Source organism: Mesorhizobium sp. KR1-2, assembly GCF_040045035.1.
GTDB lineage: Bacteria > Pseudomonadota > Alphaproteobacteria > Rhizobiales > Rhizobiaceae > Pseudaminobacter.
Genome location: NZ_JBDZDS010000001.1, coordinates 122,883 through 140,617 on the forward strand (window position 1 = coordinate 122,883; position 17,735 = coordinate 140,617).

Annotated in this window: 18 protein-coding genes and 1 tRNA gene; 9 read left to right on the forward strand and 10 right to left on the reverse strand. The window is 63.8% G+C overall.

The window, feature by feature from the left end:
- From ABLE85_RS00660 to ABLE85_RS00680, 5 genes are all read left to right on the forward strand, one after another.
- Window positions 1-225, forward strand: coding sequence for a hypothetical protein (locus ABLE85_RS00660; protein ID WP_348790765.1), 225 nt, complete (start codon window positions 1-3; stop codon window positions 223-225).
- A 634-nt stretch (window positions 226-859) separates the two neighbouring features.
- Window positions 860-1,168, forward strand: a complete 309-nt coding sequence (locus ABLE85_RS00665) for a hypothetical protein (protein ID WP_348790766.1) — start codon at window positions 860-862, stop codon at window positions 1,166-1,168.
- Window positions 1,158-1,466 carry a hypothetical protein gene (locus ABLE85_RS00670; RefSeq protein WP_348790767.1) on the forward strand — a complete coding sequence of 103 codons (309 nt, stop codon included), beginning with the start codon at window positions 1,158-1,160 and terminating at the stop codon, window positions 1,464-1,466. Before ABLE85_RS00665 ends, ABLE85_RS00670 begins: the two co-directional genes overlap by 11 nt.
- 300 nt (window positions 1,467-1,766) lie before the next feature.
- Window positions 1,767-2,024 carry a hypothetical protein gene (locus tag ABLE85_RS00675; protein ID WP_348790768.1) on the forward strand — a complete coding sequence of 86 codons (258 nt, stop codon included), beginning with the start codon at window positions 1,767-1,769 and terminating at the stop codon, window positions 2,022-2,024.
- A gap of 510 nt (window positions 2,025-2,534) precedes the next feature.
- Window positions 2,535-3,101, forward strand: a complete 567-nt coding sequence (locus ABLE85_RS00680; protein WP_348790769.1) for a hypothetical protein — start codon at window positions 2,535-2,537, stop codon at window positions 3,099-3,101.
- Here the strand turns inward: ABLE85_RS00680 and ABLE85_RS00685 are convergent.
- The 3 genes from ABLE85_RS00685 to ABLE85_RS00695 all read right to left on the reverse strand — a co-directional run bounded on the left by ABLE85_RS00685 (window position 3,098) and on the right by ABLE85_RS00695 (window position 5,523).
- Window positions 3,098-4,066, reverse strand: coding sequence for a DUF2971 domain-containing protein (locus ABLE85_RS00685; RefSeq protein ID WP_348790770.1), 969 nt, complete (start codon window positions 4,064-4,066; stop codon window positions 3,098-3,100). The two genes, ABLE85_RS00680 and ABLE85_RS00685, sit on opposite strands and share 4 nt — an antisense overlap.
- The gene (locus ABLE85_RS00690) at window positions 4,053-5,261 is read right to left on the reverse strand and encodes an integrase arm-type DNA-binding domain-containing protein (protein WP_348790771.1); all 1,209 of its coding nucleotides are present in this window, start codon (window positions 5,259-5,261) and stop codon (window positions 4,053-4,055) included. Before ABLE85_RS00690 ends, ABLE85_RS00685 begins: the two co-directional genes overlap by 14 nt.
- A gap of 186 nt (window positions 5,262-5,447) precedes the next feature.
- Window positions 5,448-5,523 (reverse strand) — tRNA-Thr (locus ABLE85_RS00695).
- A gap of 481 nt (window positions 5,524-6,004) precedes the next feature.
- Here ABLE85_RS00695 and ABLE85_RS00700 point away from each other — a divergent pair.
- Window positions 6,005-7,051 carry a hypothetical protein gene (locus ABLE85_RS00700; protein ID WP_348790772.1) on the forward strand — a complete coding sequence of 349 codons (1,047 nt, stop codon included), beginning with the start codon at window positions 6,005-6,007 and terminating at the stop codon, window positions 7,049-7,051.
- A gap of 31 nt (window positions 7,052-7,082) precedes the next feature.
- On the opposite strand, the gene ABLE85_RS00705 is transcribed toward ABLE85_RS00700, so the two are convergent.
- Together ABLE85_RS00705 and ABLE85_RS00710 are read right to left on the reverse strand one after the other, a co-directional pair.
- Window positions 7,083-8,684, reverse strand: a complete 1,602-nt coding sequence (locus ABLE85_RS00705; RefSeq protein WP_348790773.1) for a cisplatin damage response ATP-dependent DNA ligase — start codon at window positions 8,682-8,684, stop codon at window positions 7,083-7,085.
- Window positions 8,684-9,694: a ligase-associated DNA damage response exonuclease gene (locus ABLE85_RS00710; protein WP_348790774.1), complete on the reverse strand. Its 1,011-nt coding sequence runs from the start codon at window positions 9,692-9,694 to the stop codon at window positions 8,684-8,686. The genes ABLE85_RS00705 and ABLE85_RS00710 overlap by 1 nt, the downstream gene beginning before the upstream one ends.
- 103 nt (window positions 9,695-9,797) lie before the next feature.
- On the opposite strand from ABLE85_RS00710, the gene ABLE85_RS00715 reads away from it, so the two are divergent.
- Window positions 9,798-10,718 carry a methyltransferase domain-containing protein gene (locus tag ABLE85_RS00715; RefSeq protein WP_348790775.1) on the forward strand — a complete coding sequence of 307 codons (921 nt, stop codon included), beginning with the start codon at window positions 9,798-9,800 and terminating at the stop codon, window positions 10,716-10,718.
- A gap of 18 nt (window positions 10,719-10,736) precedes the next feature.
- Here the strand turns inward: ABLE85_RS00715 and ABLE85_RS00720 are convergent, their stop codons facing one another.
- Window positions 10,737-10,928 carry a hypothetical protein gene (locus ABLE85_RS00720; RefSeq protein WP_348790776.1) on the reverse strand — a complete coding sequence of 64 codons (192 nt, stop codon included), beginning with the start codon at window positions 10,926-10,928 and terminating at the stop codon, window positions 10,737-10,739.
- A 132-nt stretch (window positions 10,929-11,060) separates the two neighbouring features.
- On the opposite strand from ABLE85_RS00720, the gene ABLE85_RS00725 reads away from it, so the two are divergent.
- Both ABLE85_RS00725 and pdeM read left to right on the forward strand, forming a co-directional pair.
- The gene (locus tag ABLE85_RS00725; RefSeq protein WP_348790777.1) at window positions 11,061-13,580 is read left to right on the forward strand and encodes a ligase-associated DNA damage response DEXH box helicase; all 2,520 of its coding nucleotides are present in this window, start codon (window positions 11,061-11,063) and stop codon (window positions 13,578-13,580) included.
- Window positions 13,577-14,290, forward strand: a complete 714-nt coding sequence (gene pdeM, locus ABLE85_RS00730) for a ligase-associated DNA damage response endonuclease PdeM (protein WP_348790778.1) — start codon at window positions 13,577-13,579, stop codon at window positions 14,288-14,290. The genes ABLE85_RS00725 and pdeM overlap by 4 nt, the downstream gene beginning before the upstream one ends.
- Before the next feature lie 38 nt (window positions 14,291-14,328).
- On the opposite strand, the gene ABLE85_RS00735 is transcribed toward pdeM, so the two are convergent.
- The 4 genes from ABLE85_RS00735 to ABLE85_RS00750 all read right to left on the reverse strand — a co-directional run bounded on the left by ABLE85_RS00735 (window position 14,329) and on the right by ABLE85_RS00750 (window position 17,722).
- Window positions 14,329-15,114, reverse strand: coding sequence for a TIGR02186 family protein (locus ABLE85_RS00735; protein WP_348790779.1), 786 nt, complete (start codon window positions 15,112-15,114; stop codon window positions 14,329-14,331).
- A complete protein-coding gene (locus tag ABLE85_RS00740) occupies window positions 15,111-16,040 on the reverse strand; it encodes a sulfite exporter TauE/SafE family protein (RefSeq protein ID WP_348790780.1) in 930 nt (309 codons plus the stop codon). The genes ABLE85_RS00735 and ABLE85_RS00740 overlap by 4 nt, the downstream gene beginning before the upstream one ends.
- A gap of 187 nt (window positions 16,041-16,227) precedes the next feature.
- Window positions 16,228-16,839 (reverse strand): LysE family translocator, encoded by a 612-nt coding sequence (locus ABLE85_RS00745; RefSeq protein WP_348790781.1) that lies wholly within the window; start codon window positions 16,837-16,839, stop codon window positions 16,228-16,230.
- 88 nt (window positions 16,840-16,927) lie between these two features.
- Window positions 16,928-17,722 (reverse strand): AraC family transcriptional regulator, encoded by a 795-nt coding sequence (locus tag ABLE85_RS00750; protein ID WP_348790782.1) that lies wholly within the window; start codon window positions 17,720-17,722, stop codon window positions 16,928-16,930.
- Window positions 17,723-17,735 lie beyond the last annotated feature (13 nt).

Consider the following 17,735-nt stretch of genomic DNA (forward strand, 5'->3'; position numbering starts at 1 on the left):
ATGGCTCGATCGCGCCGCAAGACCCCAATCGTCGGCATGACTACGGCAGAGAGCGACAAGCCCTTCAAGCAGGCCGAGCATCGGCGCGAGCGCCGAGCCGTGAAGGCGGTTATCAAGGCGGGTGAGGAACCGCCGGCGCCCAAGGAATTCGGCAATCCGTGGGCGGGCGAGAAGGACGGCAAGCAATGGCTTGGCGATGGCTCGCCCGAGCTCCTGAGGAAGTGAGCAGATCTCACCTCTCAAGATTGTTTTGCTGGTGGCACCATTTCCAAAATGAGCGGTGTTGCGGGCTTACGCTGAACCCACCTTAGGTATTCATGAGCGGCCAGGCGGTCTAATGCCATGGCGACCACGGCAGGCGAGCAAGCAGACGCCTTCGCCAGAGCTGCCGCTGTCCCGCACCACCGCCCCGCCGGTGTTGCCTCGTTCGAAATTACGGCCGCAATTCTCGCGGCGTTGGCATGTATCCGCGCGTCAGCGCAGATCATGGCGCGCCATTGTTTACGGGAATGGGGAACGGAGTTCATGCGTGCACGAGACGGCAGCATGGTCATTCCGAGCCCTTGAGGTAGCCCGCACTGACAAGCCAAGCAGTCAAGATCGCTCGAATTGCCTCTGATTGATTGGGTGATGGGCTCTGATCTCGACGGTATGCTTCAACGCCGTCTAGAATTTTCTCGTTGAGCGCAACGAGCTTTTTGATCGGGAACTCAGTAGGGCGTCCGGCTTTGGCCATGAACAATTTCGCATATAGGTAATTGACGAAAATTTGAATTACCTATATATGAAATTCGGGCCGATGGAAAGCTGCAACTTCGCCATCGACCCTAACCGAAACCCGATCCTCAGGAGATCCGGAATGGCTGACGCCATCCATATCACGCGCCGTTTGACCCTCAAACTACTCCCTTGCATTGCGGCGGCCGTAGCCGTCTCCACGAAATCAACCCCTGCCGCTGAGCCGGCTCGGCGCATGTCAGGGATGGAGTGGCTGGACGATATTCTGACAAAGCAGATGGCGGATGAACTGCGTAAGCGGGGAGCCGATGACGCCGATCCAGCCGGCGTCCGCGCTGCCCTTAAGGCCGCGAATTTCGGCGAGCCGTCGATCGAACGCCTGGCTGATGCCGCCGTCATTGCTGCAAAGGACCTTCGCGATGCAGCGTGACACCACCACCAAGGCGCCGCGCGGCCGACCGGCAGGATCGACATCACACAACGGCACGGGACGCCCGCGCGGCCGGCCGAAGGGCAAGGTCGAAGTCGTCGCGCCGATCGAGCAAAGAATGGCAGACGCCATCGTCATCCGCCGATGCGACCTCGACGTTGACCCTGTCACCCGTCTGCTGCGGCACGCTGGTTTCCGCTTGCAGGACATTGCGCATCATGCCGACGAGGCGATCAGGATTGCCGCTGAGCGGCGCCGGGCGGCGGCAGAAAGGCTTCTGGCCATCACCGGCGGATAGCCCTGGCTAGAAGCAATAAGGGGCGCGCATTGGTGCGCGCCTTTTCGCCGTTTCAGCCCCCCTTGCAATAATCGCAGGGCCGTCCATATTGGATATGCTTCGCGCTGACCATGTACTGGCGGACGAAGCACCGAGGCCGGCCAGCACGCCGGCCTTATCTCTTAGGGGCCAGACCGTGCGACGTGGCGGGTTGCCATGGGGTGGCTACACCTATATCGAATTCGAAGCGGGCCGCATGCAACGAATATATAAGATTTTTTGTTACCGTTCCGGAGCGCGTCGCCGCCGCGAGGAATATCAATGAGTGTCTACGCCGTTCTGTTCCCTCCCGCGAATGATCGAATGAAACCCGCCGTCGAGGCGGCGTTTGAACGCCGGTTTGAGGTAGCCGCTGGGCAAATTCTTGTGGCGGTTGAAGGACTGACGACCGAGCAGGTCGCGCAAAAAGTCGGGCCAGATGGGGCCAATGGACAATATATGGTAATGCCGGTCACCAATTATTGGGGCTGGCACGACAAAAATCTTTGGGAATGGCTGAAGGTGAACCCCCTGGTCTGACATGATCTCACGCCCCGACCATAGTTCCTCATCATCGCCCCCGGAACCAAGCGCAGGCCCACCGCCTCGCGAACGGTCAAACGATATCCTCCACATCGAAATCGCCAAAATCCAAAGTGACGGCGAGTATCTGAAGCGTGACATTGGTGAACTACGCACCGATGTCCGCGACGTTAGGGATCGTCTCGCGAGACTTGAAACGAAGGTGGATCATCTACCAAGTAAAGGCTTCATCGTGGCGTGCGTCGTGACAGCCTTGGCGGTGGCCGGTGGATTTCTTACTGTGCTTCCTCGAATACAAGCGGTCGTAGCTCCTCCAGCACCGGTCGTACAACTGGTGGCACCATCGCAGCCGGTCGGGTCGCCCGCAGCAAATCAATAGCAACAAGGTATGGCGCTTGATCGCGGCGGCATGCCGCTTCGGCTTTGCCACTAGCGAAGGGTGACAGAAGTTGCTCTTTCCGCCGCTCCCGATAACTGGACTGTCCACCATCAACGGAGGACAGTCCCATGGCGAAGAAAATCCATCCCGCAGATCAAGCCGATCTCGACGCGATCGCCCAGGCGACGCATTTCGTGGTGCACATGCGCCGAGGGCCGGCCGACGTGTTCAAGCAGGAGGCGCCGACGCTGGCCGAGGCCATCGTGATCGCTGGGCAAGTCCGCGCCGAGAACAAGGGCCGTGACTGCCTCATCTATGCGATCACGCCCGAGGGCAACTCCATCCCGGTGCCGAAGGCCATGCAGCGGGCCATAGGCGGGCTACAGACCGCTGATGCAGGGCCAGGGCCGCAAGACCCCACGGCGCCCGCCAGCAAGCCCGCACGCGCCCGGCCAAAGAGCCGCCGTGCCGAGATCGCCGAGAATGCCGCAATGGGCGTACTGCCGCCTGCGCCCGATTTCTCAGCCGAGACGCATCGGCGTTTCCGAGGCAAGCTGGCTGAGATCGTCAAGCTAATCGAGGCCGGCGACGTGGCCGCGTTGAAGGCAATCGAGATCAAAACCTATTCCAGCAGCCCGAAAGCCCTCGATAGCTTCAGGAACCTTACTGTAATGGCGCTTGAGGCGGCGCATTAGGCGTGCATTCGGAGAGGGATATCCGACATCACGACACGATCGGCTGCATTCCTCACCCCAGCCGCGCTGAGCGCGTCGATCATTGCTTCCTTCACTTGCCCAGGATAGTTCGATGGGCCGATGATAAGGCGGGAAATTATTTTATCTGGCGAGAAGCCGACATTGCGGTGAACTGCGAAATCCTCCAGCGGTATTTTGAAGATTTGCTGCGGGACGCCGCCGACGATCTCGATCGCAGGCTTCAACACAGAAGATGGGAAAATGTCGGGAGAATGGATGACGCGCCACTCCCGTTCCTCCCAAAATCCGGGGTGCTTTAAACTTGTGACGCCGAATAGCAGTGTGGCAAACAACACTTGCTGTAATTGACTAGGATCGACATTTTTCAGCCAATACTCGTTTGCCCCCACATTCGTGATGATCCTATCAATATCCTGAAGCAACTCTTCGTCAGTCAGGTATGCCACGGGGCTCGAGAATGCGTTGAGAGCGTTGCCTTCAAGAAATAGCACGTCCTTATTTATGACGAGGGCCACGCCAACTGTGTCCCGACCGTAGGCCCGCCACATTGACAGCCGACCAAGTTTGTCCTCGCGCTGATCGTGTTCCGACAAGCAGGTTATGAATGTCCGGTCGAGAATATTTGGACGGTGTTGATCGAAAATGGCGAAAGCTTTCTCGGCCGCGCCAGGGCTGCATAGGTTCATCGCATCGATCAGCTTCTCGCGCCGGCGGTCACTGTCCAATGCATTGATCAGTCGGTCGCATCCATGCTGCATTTCCGATACGTCGTTCATGCACCGTGCATTGCGCATCCATATCTTTCGATCGCGCAAGATAGAGATCATTGTCGCGGCAGAAGTATAATGCACAAAGCCTGCAGTTCCTGGTTGCTTCAGCCGCGCAAGATGCTCCATCGCTCTTGGCATGAATACCGAATTAATATCGTGCTTAAGCGCCGCCATGACCTACCCCTTCATTGCGCATCCGATCGACAGCATCGGCCCACCACTTTTGCATCCTAACTCGCTCATCCCAATGATCGCCGCGATGATAGGCGCGGCGGACTTCGCTCTGGTCGGCGTGGGCAAGCTCTCGCTCGATTGCGTCCGACGACCATTTTCCGCTCTCATTGAGCATCGTTGATGCAGACGCGCGGAAACCGTGGCTGCTCACCTCTTCCTGCCTGAAGCCCATACGCCGAAGCGCTGCGTTGGTGGTGTTGTCGGAGATCGGCTTTTTCCGCGATCGCACAGATGGAAAGAGTAGGGCGCCATCGCCGGTCATCCCATGGAGATAGCGGAGTATCGTGACGACCTGCTCCGGGAGGAATTTTCGATGCTCGCGGCGCATCTTTGTTCGGCTTGCTGGAATAATCCATGTGCCGGCATCAAGGTCGAATTCCTTCCATTCTGCCTGGCGCAGTTCGCCCGGCCGAGGATAAAGGTAGGTGAGAAGCTGCAAGGCCGCCTTAGTTTCCGGCTGGCCATCGTAGGTCCAAATCGCCCTCAACAACCCGCCGAACGCTTTCTTATCGAGGATCGCGGCCCTATGCGTCACGGTCGGTGCCGTAAGGGCGCCACGCAAGGCAAGTGTGGGATCGCTCTCGGCTCTGGCCGTGGCAATGGCATAGCGGAAGACTTGGCCGATTGTGGCGCGCATCCTGCGCGCCGTCTCGTAATTGCCGGCGCGCTCGACCTTGCGCAGGCATTGGAGGATTTCCGCTGGCGTAATCTGTGCGATGGGGCGCGAGCCGATGTCGGAGCGCACCATATCAACGATCCAGCGCTTCTTAACGAGGGTCGCGTCCGCACGCCCCTCCTTTTCATCCTTGGTAATGAGTTCGTCGGCGATGGCGGCGAATGTGTTCGCCGCGCCTTCCGCCCGTCTGATTTTTTCCAGCTTTGCCTCGGCCGAGGGGTCGAGGCCGGCTGCCAGCAGCCCTTTCGCCTGATCACGCTTCTTCCTGGCTTCGGCAAGGGAGATGGCCGGATAGACACCTAGCGCAAGGGTTTTTTGCTTTCCAGCGAAGCTGTATTGCATCCGCCACAGCTTCGATCCTCGTGGCTCGACGCGGAGATGCATCCCGCCGCCATCACTAATCTTTTGGACCTTTTCGCTCGGCTTTACATTTCGAACGAAAGTATCAGTCAGCGCCATCCCCATGCCCATTCTTGGTATCTCGATCCTGGCATGTTGGCCGATGCCAAAAAAGATACCAAGAAAAATCTTGGCTTCACAGAAACGTCGGCAAACGGCTGCGCACCGTTAGCAACAGAAACCCTTTGAAATCAGGCCATTCCGGCGATTGGTATGGACGGATAGCGACGGCTGGAAATGGAGAAGTGGTGCCGCTTGCGTGACTCGAACACGCGACCCCATCATTACGAATGATGTGCTCTACCAACTGAGCTAAAGCGGCAACCGGCTTTTCGCGGCGAGGCGCGAAACGGTGAGCGGGTGATAGCTGCATTGCGCGGCAAATTCAAGCGGCCTTCGTTGCGAATGTTCGTTTTCCCAAAATGCCCATGGCGGCCGCAACGGGCAGAGATATGCCGGGGCGGCGCCGCGGCATCCGGGTGAACCGTTTCGGGCAGGGCGATGCGCTTCTCGCGCGGGCTTCGCGTCTGTCACTAATGTCGTTGGACGTCGCCTGATTCGTGATTGCGATAGCCGGCAGCGCGGACGGCAGGGTGGGTAGGCGAGGCGCGGCCAAGTGCTGCCCTGCGTTCGCCGCCCCGCCTGCACGCCGGCCACGCGCGCATCGATATGCGGATTTTTCCCGCGCATAACGCTGTTTCGGGCCGGCCGGAGGCCCATATTGGCCAAGCCGGGCGGTTGCCTGAAAGGCCGGCTGCGTCTAACGATCGTTCTAGAATGATACACAGAATGGGGAAACCGGTTTGGACCCAATCGAAAAGGCGATCCGTAACGCCTTCGAAAAAGGAAATGCCGACGACCGGGCTTTCCGCGAGAAAGTCTATCGGTCGGCGTTTGCCGCGCTCGATCGCGCGCTGAAGGCCAGCCCGAGCCTGACGGTTGAGGCGGCCATCAACCGCCGCAAGGCGCTGCAGGCCAAGATCGCCGAGATCGAATCGGAATTCATGCCCGCCGTGCCGGCGGTTGCGCCTGCGGCACATGCCGGCCGCGCCGAGCCCAGCCTGGACGACGTGCGGCCCGGCAATGGCGGCACAGCATCCGCGGCACCCGACATCGCCGGCGAAAGGCGCAACGGCCCGGCCTCCGGCAAGGCAGCAAGGAAGGCGGCGGCTGCGGTCGAGCGCGAGGAGCGCCGCGCTCGGCGTTCAGGCTTTCCCCTCGCCAGCACTCTTACCACCATCGTGCTGGTCGCTGCTGTCGCCGCCGGCGGCTGGTGGGTGATGCAGTCGGGCCTCCTCAATTCGAAGTCCATGCGCGAAGGCGCGCGCAATCTGTTGCAGTCGAACAAGACCGACAACACGGCGGTCGAAAACAGCGGCGCGCCGGTCAAGCCGGGCCAGGCGGATCCCAACCGCGCCTGGATCGACGTCTTCTCGCCTGCCGACGCCACCGGCGTGACGGCGCCGGGCAACACCAGCGCCGAGGTGATGCAGGACGGCTCGGGCAATTTCCTGCGCGTCCGCTCGGGCGCGACGGATGCGGCCATCCTGTTCGACGTCGGCCAGGGCGTGCTGGAAAAACTTGCCGGCAAGCAGGCCACCTTCGACATCATCGCCCGCGCCGCCGACGGCCAGGCAACGCAGATGTCGGTCGATTGCAATTTCGGCGAGCTGGGCGATTGCGGCCGCAAGCGCTATGCGGTCAATCAGGATCGCGGCGACTATCTGTTCGAGCTCGACCTCCGCTCCGTCAGCCCCGGCTCGGGCGGCACCATCGCCATAAATTCCGACGTTGCCGGCGAAGGCAAGTCGGTGGATGTCTACGAAATCAGGGTCTCGGTGTCGCAGTAGGCGGTCAACCCGCAAAGAGGCCAACCGGTCTTCAGTCCAGCAGCGCCTGCAGCGTCTCGATGCGGTCGGCCTCGCCGGCCGGCTTGTCCCAGCGCAGGCGCGAGATGCGCGGGAAACGCATGGCGACCCCCGACTTGTGCCGCGTCGAGCGGTTCAGCCCCTCGAAGGCGACCTCCAGCACCAGCCCGTGCTGGCGGTCGGCGCGCACCGAGCGCACCGGACCAAAACGCTCGATGGTGTTGTCGCGCACGAACTTGTCGATCTGGCGCAACTCCTCGTCGGTGAAGCCGAAATAGGCCTTGCCCACCGGCACCAGCTCCTCCGCGCCCTCCGGACCGGCCCATACGCCGAAGGTGTAATCGGAATAGAAGCTCGAGCGCTTGCCGTGGCCGCGCTGCGCATACATCAGCACAGCATCGACGGTGAAGGGATCGCGCTTCCACTTGAACCATGGGCCCTTGGGTCGGCCGGCGAGATAGGCGGAGTCGCGTCGCTTCAGCATCACGCCCTCGATGACCGGATGCGGCGGGTTGCTGCGCATCTCCTCCAACGCGTCCCAGCCGGAAAACAGTGCCAGCGGCGAGAGGTCGAAGCGGGCGGGATCTAGGCGGCGGACAAAGTTTTCCAGCCGCGCTCGCCGCGCCAGGAAGGGCAGGGCGCGCACGTCTTCCGCGCCTTCCTGTAACAGGTCGTAGCAGCGGACGAACACCGGATAGCGCTCGAGCATTTTTGCCGACACGGTCTTGCGGTTTAGCCGCTGCTGCAGGTCGGAGAAGGTGCCGGTCTCGCGCTGGGGGTCCCCCACCAGGAGCTCGCCGTCCAGAACGCCCTCGAAGCGTATCGCTTCGACGAGATCGGGGAAGGCGGGGGAAATATCGTCGCCGGTGCGCGAATAGAGCCGGCGCACACGGCCTTCCGAAACCGCCTGCACGCGGATGCCGTCCCATTTCCATTCGGCGGCATAGTCGGCTGGATCGAGCCTTTCGAGGTCGCCGTCGCCGACCGGATTGGCGAGCATGACAGGGCGGAACAACGCCTTGGCCGCGGTCTCCGGCTTCGGGCCCTTGCCCTCAAGCCAGGCGAACAGTTCGGCATAGGGCGGGGTCAGCCCGTGCCACAGTTCCTCGATCTCGGTCACGTCGACTTGGCCCAGATCGGCCAGCGCCTGCTTGGCCAGCCGCGCCGAAACGCCGATGCGCAGGCCACCCGTCACCAGCTTGATGATGGCGTAGCGGGCCGAAATGTCGGCGCGGTCGAGCAGGCGGGCCAGCACGCGCGGCCCGTCGGAGCGGCTCGCGGCCTGCAGCGCGCCCACCACGTCGGCCAGCGCGGGGCGGGCGTTGGCGGCATGGTGCCCCGGCGGTTCGGGCCACACCAGCGACACGGTCTCGGCAAGGTCGCCGACATAGTCGTAGGAATAGCCGAACAGCACCGGGTCCATGCGCTCGGTCACCAGCGCGCGCAGCATGGCCGGCTTCACCGCCGCGATCGACAGGTCGCCGGTGATGGCTGCCAGCGCCAGCCCCCGGTCGGGGTCTTCGACGCTGCGGAAATACTCGGTGAGGAGGGTGAGCTTGCCGTTGCGCGACGGCGTCAGCACCAGGCGGTCGAGCAGTTCGGCGAAGCGATGCATCAATCCCCCTCGTCCTCGTAGCCGACGAGATGCAGCGGCTTCGCCTCGATATTGTCCAGCTCGCACCAGCGCACGAGCGCTTCCTCGCGGCCATGCGTCACCCACACCTCGCCCGCGCCGGTTTCGGTGATCGTCTCGGTCAGCTCGTTCCAGTCGGAATGGTCGGAGATGATCAGCGGCAGCTCCACGCCGCGTTGCTTGGCGCGCTGGCGAATGCGCATCCAGCCGGATGCGAAGCAGGAAACGGGGTCGGGAAAGCGCCGTGACCAGCGGTCGGAGAAAGCGGCCGGCGGGCCCACCACGATCTCGCCGGCGAAATCTTGCCTGCCGCCGCCTTCGACCGTCGCGGGCTGCAGGTCGCCCAGCTCGACGCCTCGGCTTTCGTAGTAGTCGCACAGCTTGGCCAGCGCGCCGTGAATGTAGATGGTGCGGTCGTAGCCGGTCTGGCGCAGCAGCTTGATCACGCGCTGAGCCTTGCCCAGCGCATAGGCGCCGACCATGTGCGTGCGCTCGGGAAACTGCTCGACCGATTTCACCAGCCGTGCGATCTCGTCCCTGTCGTGCGGGTGGCGGAACACCGGCAGCCCGAAGGTCGCCTCGGTGATGAACACGTCGCAGCGGATCGGAATGAAGGGTGCGCAGGTCGCGTCCGGTTGGCGCTTGTAGTCGCCGGAAGCGACGATGCGCATGCCGCGATGTTCCACGCAGATCTGGGCCGAGCCCAGCACATGGCCGGCAGGCTGGAACGTCACTTTCACATCGTTCAGGGAAATCGTCTCGCCCAGCCTTGCCGCCTGCTTCGATCCGGCAAAGCCCGGCCCGCAGCGCAGCTCCATGATGTCCAGCGTTTCCTTGGTCGCCAGCACCGCGCCATGGCCGGGGCGGGCATGGTCGGAGTGGCCGTGCGTGATCAGAGCGCGCGCCACCGGCCGCACCGGATCGATGAAGAAATCGCCGGGCGGGCAATAGAGCCCTCCCGGGCGGGAACAAAGGAGATCACTGGCGCGCATGCTCTCAAAATAGGTATTTGTGCGGCTCCGAAAAGCCTGATAATAAGCGCGCCGCTTCGGGCGTGTCCGCGCCCGGAACCCCATCTTAAAAGGTCTACGCTGCTTGAAGCCGCTGCAAACCTCGTCAGGTGACATTCTGGCGGATCGCCGCGCCGACTACGCAGAAATGCTGTTCGGTTCGGGCGAGCCCGCCGCCGCCGCCGAGCTGATGCTCGGCGCGCTGGAGTTCGCGCCAGATTGGGCGCTGGGCTGGTTCCGGCTTGGCGAGATGCATGAGGCCGTGGGCGACACGGCCGCGGCCGCAAAGGCCTGGCGCCGCGCGCTGGAGCTCGAACCGCGGGACCCGTTCGGCGCCGGGCTGAAGCTGGAGCTGATCGGCGAGGCAGGCCCGGGCGGCGCGCCGTCCAGCGCCTTTGTCGAGGTGCTGTTTGACCAGTACGCGCCCAAATTCGACGACTCGCTCGTCAACCGGCTCGCCTACAGTGTGCCGGCCCTGCTCGACGCGGCTTTGCGCGCCGCGCATCCCGGGCGCTTCGCAGGCGCCGTCGATCTCGGTTGCGGCACCGGCCTGATGGGCGAGAGGCTGCGCCCCGTCTGCGACCATCTCGAAGGCTATGACATCTCCGCCGGCATGCTGCGCGTCGCCCGCGACAAGGCCGTCTACGACAGGCTGGTCAAGGCCGACCTGCAGGCGCTCGCCTATGAGGGCGAGCCGGTCGATCTGGTCGCCGCGGCGGATGTCTTCATGTATGTCGGCGAGCTTGAAAAAGTCATCGCCACGGGCAGCTCGATGCTGCGGGAAGGAGGGGTGTTCGCCTTCTCGGTGGAACATTGGCGGGGGAAGGGGGATCTCATCCTCCAGCCCTCGCGGCGCTACGCACACTCCGAAACCTATGTGCGTAGCGTCCTGAACAAGAATGCCCTCACCCTACTTTCACTCGAACCCCACATGATCAGGCAGGATCGCGGCCTCCCCATCGAAGGCCTGATCGTTATCGCGCGCAACGATCCTTCAGCGCGCTGAGTTTTATCCCAGATACGCTTATCGGCCTGTCCGCGGACGGTCCATCATTCCGCGCGAGCGCAACGGCTTTTCAGCCGGCTTCGTCGTGGTGCCGGCCTGCATCTGCGCGATGGTCTGCTGAAGCTCCTCGACCAGCTTCTCCAATGTGGCAACGCGCGCTTCGAGCGCCGCAATCCGCTCCTGTTCAGATATCTCGTCGGTGGTCTTCAACTGGCAACCTCGCTGTGTGTCATGAATAGAATTAGCCAATGCCGCGCCATCTGTCTGTCCGTCTCGGCTGATGATCCCGTTTTGTTCGCGAAATCGCTTGGCGGCCGGTTCGCGCCGCGCTAGTTCTGACGCGTGAACGACCAGAGCCGACCAGAGCCGAGCGAACCATCCGCCATCCTGCCCGAACCGTTCCTGAAATGGTTCGCGAGCCGCGGCTGGTCGCCGCGCGCGCATCAGCTCGATCTGCTGGCTCGAGCGCAAGCTGGAAAGTCGGTGCTGCTGATCGCGCCGACGGGTGCCGGCAAGACGCTTGCCGGCTTCCTGCCCACGCTGGTCGATCTGGCCAACCGGCCGAAGCGCCGCCCCGGCCAGGCGCGGCGCGGCATCCACACGCTCTACATTTCGCCGCTCAAGGCGCTCGCTGTCGACATCCAGCGCAACCTCGGCATGCCGGTGGCCGAGATCGGCCTGCCGATCACCCTGGAGACGCGCACCGGGGACACGCCGGCCCATAAGCGCCAGCGCCAGAAGCTGGTGCCGCCCGACATATTGATGACGACGCCGGAGCAGCTTGCGCTGCTGATCGCGTCGCCGGATGCGCCGCGCTTCTTCGAGGATTTGCGCTACATCGTGCTCGACGAGCTGCATTCGCTGGTCACCTCCAAGCGCGGCCATCTGCTGTCGCTTGGGTTGGCGCGGCTGCGTCGCTTCGTGCCCGATCTTCAGGCGATCGGTCTTTCCGCCACGGTCTCGGATCCCGACGAATTGCGCCGCTGGCTGGTCGGGCAAAATCCGCCCGGCGACATGGCCGACCTGATCGAAGTCTCCGGCGGTGCCAAGCCGGAAATCAGCATTCTGGACTCGGAAGAGCGCGTGCCCTGGGCCGGCCATTCGGCGCGCTACGCCATCCCCGAAATCTACGACGCCGTCCGGCGCCACAAGACCACGCTGCTTTTCGTCAATACGCGCAGTCAGGCTGAATTCCTGTTCCAGGAGCTGTGGCGCGCCAACGAGGACACGCTGCCGATCGCGCTCCATCACGGCTCGCTCGATGTCAGCCAGCGCCGCCGCGTGGAAAAGGCGATGGAGACCAACAGCTTGCGCGCCATCGTCGCCACTTCCACGCTCGATCTCGGCATTGACTGGGGCGATGTCGATCTCGTCGTCCATGTCGGCGCGCCGAAGGGCGCAAGCCGGCTCGCCCAGCGCATCGGCCGCTCCAACCACCGCATGGACGAGCCCAGCCAGGCGCTCCTCATTCCTGCCAACCGCTTCGAGGTGCTGGAATGCCGGGCGGCGCTGGAGGCCAACTATCTCGGCGCGCAGGACACGCCGCCGCTGGTCGAAGGCGCGCTCGACGTGCTGTGCCAGCATGTGCTGGGCGTTGCCTGCGGCGCGCCCTTCCGCGCCGACGATCTTTTCGAGGAGGTGCGCACGGCAGCACCTTATGCGGCACTCGATCGACACACCTTCGACCGGGTGGTCGATTTCGTCGCCACCGGCGGCTACGCGCTAAAAAGCTATGAGCGCTATGCCCGCATCAAGCTGACCAAGGACGGCGCCTGGCGCATCAGCCATCCGCGCGTCGCCCAGCAATACAGGCTCAATGTCGGCACCATCATCGAGGTGCCGGCGCTCACCGTGCGCTATGTGCGCGAGGGCAGGGGCTTGGCCGCGCGCGGCGGGCCGGCGCTCGGCAAGATCGAGGAGGCGTTTCTGGAAACGCTGGTGCCGGGTGACACCTTCCTGTTTTCCGGCAAGGTGCTGCGCTTCGAAGGCATCCGCGAAAACGAATGCTTCGTCTCCAATGCCCCGGGCAAGGACGCCAAGGTGCCGTACTATGGCGGCGGCAAGTTCCCGCTTTCCACCTATCTGGCAGAGGTCGTGCGCGCCATGCTGGCCGATCCCGATCGCTGGAAGCAGTTGCCCGATCAGGTCTCCGACTGGCTGCGGCTGCAATCGGAAAAATCCATCCTCCCCAAACGCTCCGACCTGCTGATCGAGACCTTTCCGCGCGGTGGCCGCCATTACATGGTCGCCTACCCGTTCGAGGGCCGCCCCGCGCACCAGACGCTCGGTATGCTGCTCACACGGCGGCTGGAGCGCGCCGGCGCGCGGCCGCTCGGCTTCGTCGCCACCGACTACGCGCTGGCGATCTGGTCGCTCGGCGACATGGGCGGCATGTTCAGGCACGGCGAGCTGCCGCTCGGCCAGTTGTTCGACGAGGACATGCTGGGCGACGATCTCGATGCCTGGCTGGCCGACAGCTGGATGCTGAAGCGCACCTTCCGCAACTGCGCGCTGATTTCGGGGCTGATCGAGAAGCGTCATCCCGGCCAGGAAAAGAGCGGCCGGCAAGTGAATGTCTCGGCCGACCTCATTTATGACGTGCTTCGCAGCCACGAGCCCGACCACATCTTGCTGCAGGCTACGCGCGCGGATGCCGCCATGGGGCTGCTGGATGTCAGGAGGCTTGGCGAGATGCTCTCGCGCATACGCGGTCGAATCGTGCATAAACCGTTGGAGTACATTTCTCCGCTGGCGGTGCCGATCATGCTGGAAATCGGCAAGGAATCGGTGCGCGGCGACGCCGACGACACGCTTCTGCTGGAAGCCGAGGGCATCATCGAGGAGGCCATGGGGCCGCAATGAGCAGTCTGGCGCACAGGGCACGCCAACCGCGCGACGAGGCGATCATCATCGCCGGCGAGCGCGTGGTCTGCGACCGGCGCGGCGTGCTGTTCGCACCCGAGCTCGAACTGCTTGTCGTCTCGGACCTGCATCTGGAAAAGGGTTCGTCCTATGCTCGGCGCGGCGCGCTGCTGCCGCCCTACGACACGGCCACAACGCTCCAGCATCTCGCCGCCGTCATCGAACACTACCGGCCCCGGCGCGTGATCAGTCTCGGCGACAGTTTCCATGACGGCGAAGGTGCTGCGCGGCTGCCCGAGATATTTCGCCACGCGCTGGAAGCGCTGATGGTCGGCCGCGACTGGTTCTGGGTTGCCGGCAACCACGATCCGCAGGCGCCGGCCGGCCTGTCGGGTGACACGGTGGCGGAGATCCATGTCGGGGGCCTGAGCTTCCGGCACGAGCCGTCGGCCACGCTGGTCGAGGGCGAGATCGCCGGCCACCTGCATCCTTGCGCGCGCATCGTCCAGCGCGGCCGCTCGGTGCGCCGGCGCTGCTTCGCCAGCGACGGCAGCCGCATCGTCATGCCCGCCTTCGGCGCCTATACCGGCTCGCTCAACGTGCTCGACCGAGCCTATCACGGCCTGTTCGATTGGGAGAAATTCCGCGCCTATATGCTCGGCTCCCACCGCATCTTTTCCATTGCCGGCGCGATGCTGCATCCGGGCTGATCCGAAGTGCGGGCGGACGGCAGTCGTACCGCGGTCCCTCAGTCCTTCCTGAAGATGATGCGCCCGAGCCAGCCGGTGATCATGGCCAGCACCACGGCGAAGATGCCGAACCACAGGCTGTGGTTACTGGCGAAGCGGTAGATGGTCTGCTCGAAGCCGGACTTGTAGATCGCCAGCTGCGCCGAGGTCTCCTTGATGAAGACGCCGTTGCGGAACAGGAAGGCACGCGCCCGGTGCGTGCCCACCGGCACGTTGGGCGCCAGCGACAGCCGGGCGCGAAACAGGTTGGCCGACAGGAACTGCACGCCGCCGATGCGCTCGCTGTAGAGGCCGGTCTTCGTCTTCAGGTCGCGCAGCGCGGCGGTGAATTCCTCGATCGTGGCCGGAGCCCCCTTGGCGTCGACCGGCGCGATATGCAGGTTGTTGGCGCCGAGCGAGAGCTGCCTGTATTTTTCGGGGTCGGCCATGTCCTGCCACGGGCGCGTGGTGGCGACCGAGTAGGACGACGGCACGTTGTCGAAGGTCTCGGAATCGACGTTGATCCACATGCCGAGCACGCGGGCCTTGCGCCGCACCACCACCGGGCGCGACGGGCCTTCCAGCACCACGATGACATCGTAGCGACCCTGGCGGGCGAGCAGCCCGTCGGAATTTTCGATTGCCCCGAAAATGGTCAGGTCGGCGCCGGCGAAGTCGGCGGTGATGGCGATGCGGTCGGTCGACAGGCCGATCTGGATCGTTTCCTGCGGCAGTTCCTGGGCGAGCGCCGGGGTGATCGACGCCCAGACAAAGGCGAGGGCGGCCAGCGCCGCCGCCAGCCTCATAGGTGGCCTCCGTCGAGCCCACTCAGCGAGAACAAGTTGGCCGGCCGCACGAACAGGTCGAAGGCAAGCCTGAGTGCCACCGCCAGAACCAGGAGCGCCAGCAGCGCGCGCAACTGCTCACCGCGCAGCCTCTGCCCGGCCTTGGCGCCATACTGCGCGCCCGCCACGCCGCCCACCATCAGCACGAAGGCCAGCACGATGTCGACCGTCTGGTTGGTGGTGGCGTGCACGATGGTCGTGTAGGCCGACACGAAGATGATCTGGAACAGCGACGTGCCGATGACGACGTTGGTCGGCACCTTGAGCAGGTAGATCAGCGCCGGCACCATGATGAAGCCGCCGCCCACGCCCATGATCGACGACAGGAAGCCGATGCCGGCGCCCAGCCCCAGCACCGGGATGATGCTGACGAACAGCTTTGAAGCGCGGAAGCGCATCTTCAGCGGCAGGCGATGGATCCAGTTGTGCTGGCCGGATTTCTTCAGCGCGGGCGCGGCGCCGCCCTTCGACTGGCGCAGCGCGTTCAGGCTTTCGACCATCATCATGCCGCCGACCGAGCCGAGCAGCACCACGTAGAGCAGCGAGATGAACAGGTCGAGCTGGCCGATCGAACGCAGCACCGAGAACACATAGATGCCGAGCGTCGAGCCGACCACGCCGCCAATCAGCAGCATGGTGCCGAGCTTGAAGTCCAGCGTGCCGCGCTTGAAATGCGCCAGCGCGCCCGAGAAGGACGAGGCGATGACCTGGTTGGCGCCGGTGGCCACGGCGATGGCCGGGGGGATGTTGTAGAAGATCAGGAGGGGCGTGATGAGGAAGCCGCCGCCGACGCCGAACATGCCCGAAAGGAATCCGACCGCGGCACCCATGGCGAGCAGCACGAGGATGTTGGCTGATAATTCCGCGATCGGGAGATAGATTCCCACCCGTCAAACTCTACGCTATGTGCCCGCCGGCGAAGGACCGCCCCCAAGCCTTGGGTGATTGCATGCTGTTGTGCCGACATTGCGGCAAAATCGAACTTCCTGCCCAGTCTAAAATAAAAAGCATGTCAACAGGTTAACAACGCCCGCCGGTCCGGGTCGCTTTCAGGGCATTCATCGAAAAAAGCGCTCAGCGATCGGCCAACGCCAGCCGTACACCTAACAGCACGAAGGCGGCGGCGAAGCTGCGGCGCATCCAGTTCATCACCTGCGGGCGCGAAACGATCCGGTCGCGGACGGATGCCGCAAACAGCCCGTAGCCGACGAACACGACGAAGGTCATGGCCATAAAGACGGCGCTGAGCAGGAGCATTCGCCGGACGGGATGCGGATCGTCCAGGCTGATGAACTGTGGCAGGAAGGCCAGGAAGAAGATCGACAGTTTCGGGTTCAGGATGTTGATGAGCACGGCGGTGACCGACACCCGCAGCGCGGAGCCGGGTCGCACGTCTTCGGTGACGTGCAACGCCCCTTTTTCGCGGAGCGCGTTCCAGGCCATGTAGAGCAGATAGGCCACGCCGGCATATTTGAAGATTTCGAAGGCGAGCGCGCTCGTGTGCAGCAGCGCGGCCAACCCGAAGATGGCGGCTGCCATGTGCGGCACGATGCCGACTGTGCAGCCGAACGCCGCCGCCACGCTTGCGCGCCCTCCATGCGAGAGGCCGGTCGCCAGGGTGTAGAGCACACCGGTGCCTGGCGACGCGACGATGATGAGCGAAGTGATGAGGAATTCGATGCCCATGGAATTCTCCTCCGGGAGGCAACTGACGATCCGGCATTGGACGCCGGGCAGCATGGGCATGTCTTGAACGCGATTGCAGCAGGCCTGATCAGGTCGCTGCGGCCGCATAGGCGCCGGGGGAGACGCCGTATCTGCGGGTGAAGGTGCGGGTCATGTGGGCCTGATCGGCAAAGCCGCTTTCCACGGCTGCATCGGCTAGGCTTGCGCCGCCGGCGATCAGCCAGCGGGCAAGGTCGATGCGGCGCTGCACGATATAGGCGTGCGGCGTGAAGCCCGTGGCCTTCGCGAAGCCGCGCAGAAGCTGGAAGCGCCCCAGCCCGCTCGCTTGGGCGAGATCGGCAAGGGTCAGCGTCGCGGCCGGCGCATCGTCGATCAGCTCGCGCGCGAGGCGAATGGCGGCGGGAACGTACGCCCGGGATGGATCGGCCCGCTTGCCGACGAGGCGCGCCATCAGGCCCAGCAGCATTTCCTCCCGCTCCATTTCGCAGTGCCGTGGGGCGGTCATGGCCAGATAGAGCCGATCGAACAGGCTGGCGGCCATCGGGTCCGTCATGGCCGGCCGGTGGAACTCTGCTTCCCTTGGCAGGTCCATCTCCGCAGCGACTGCCAGGACCATCGCGGGATCGAAATAGAGCATGTGCCACGAGCGGCCGGCATCGCCGATCGGTGCGCCGTCATGCACTTCTCCGGGGTTGACGGTGATGATGTCGCCGGCGGTGGCCTCCACCGTGCCGCGCCCGCTGAGCGACCTTTGCGCGCCCCGCCGGATGACGCCGACACCGAACTGCTCGTGCCAATGGCGTGGGAAGACATGCCGCGAGGAAGCCGCCACGGCCTGCACGCCGGCGCTGTGACAGCGAAAGACCTTGAACCCACCCTGCATCGCGCGCCTGTCC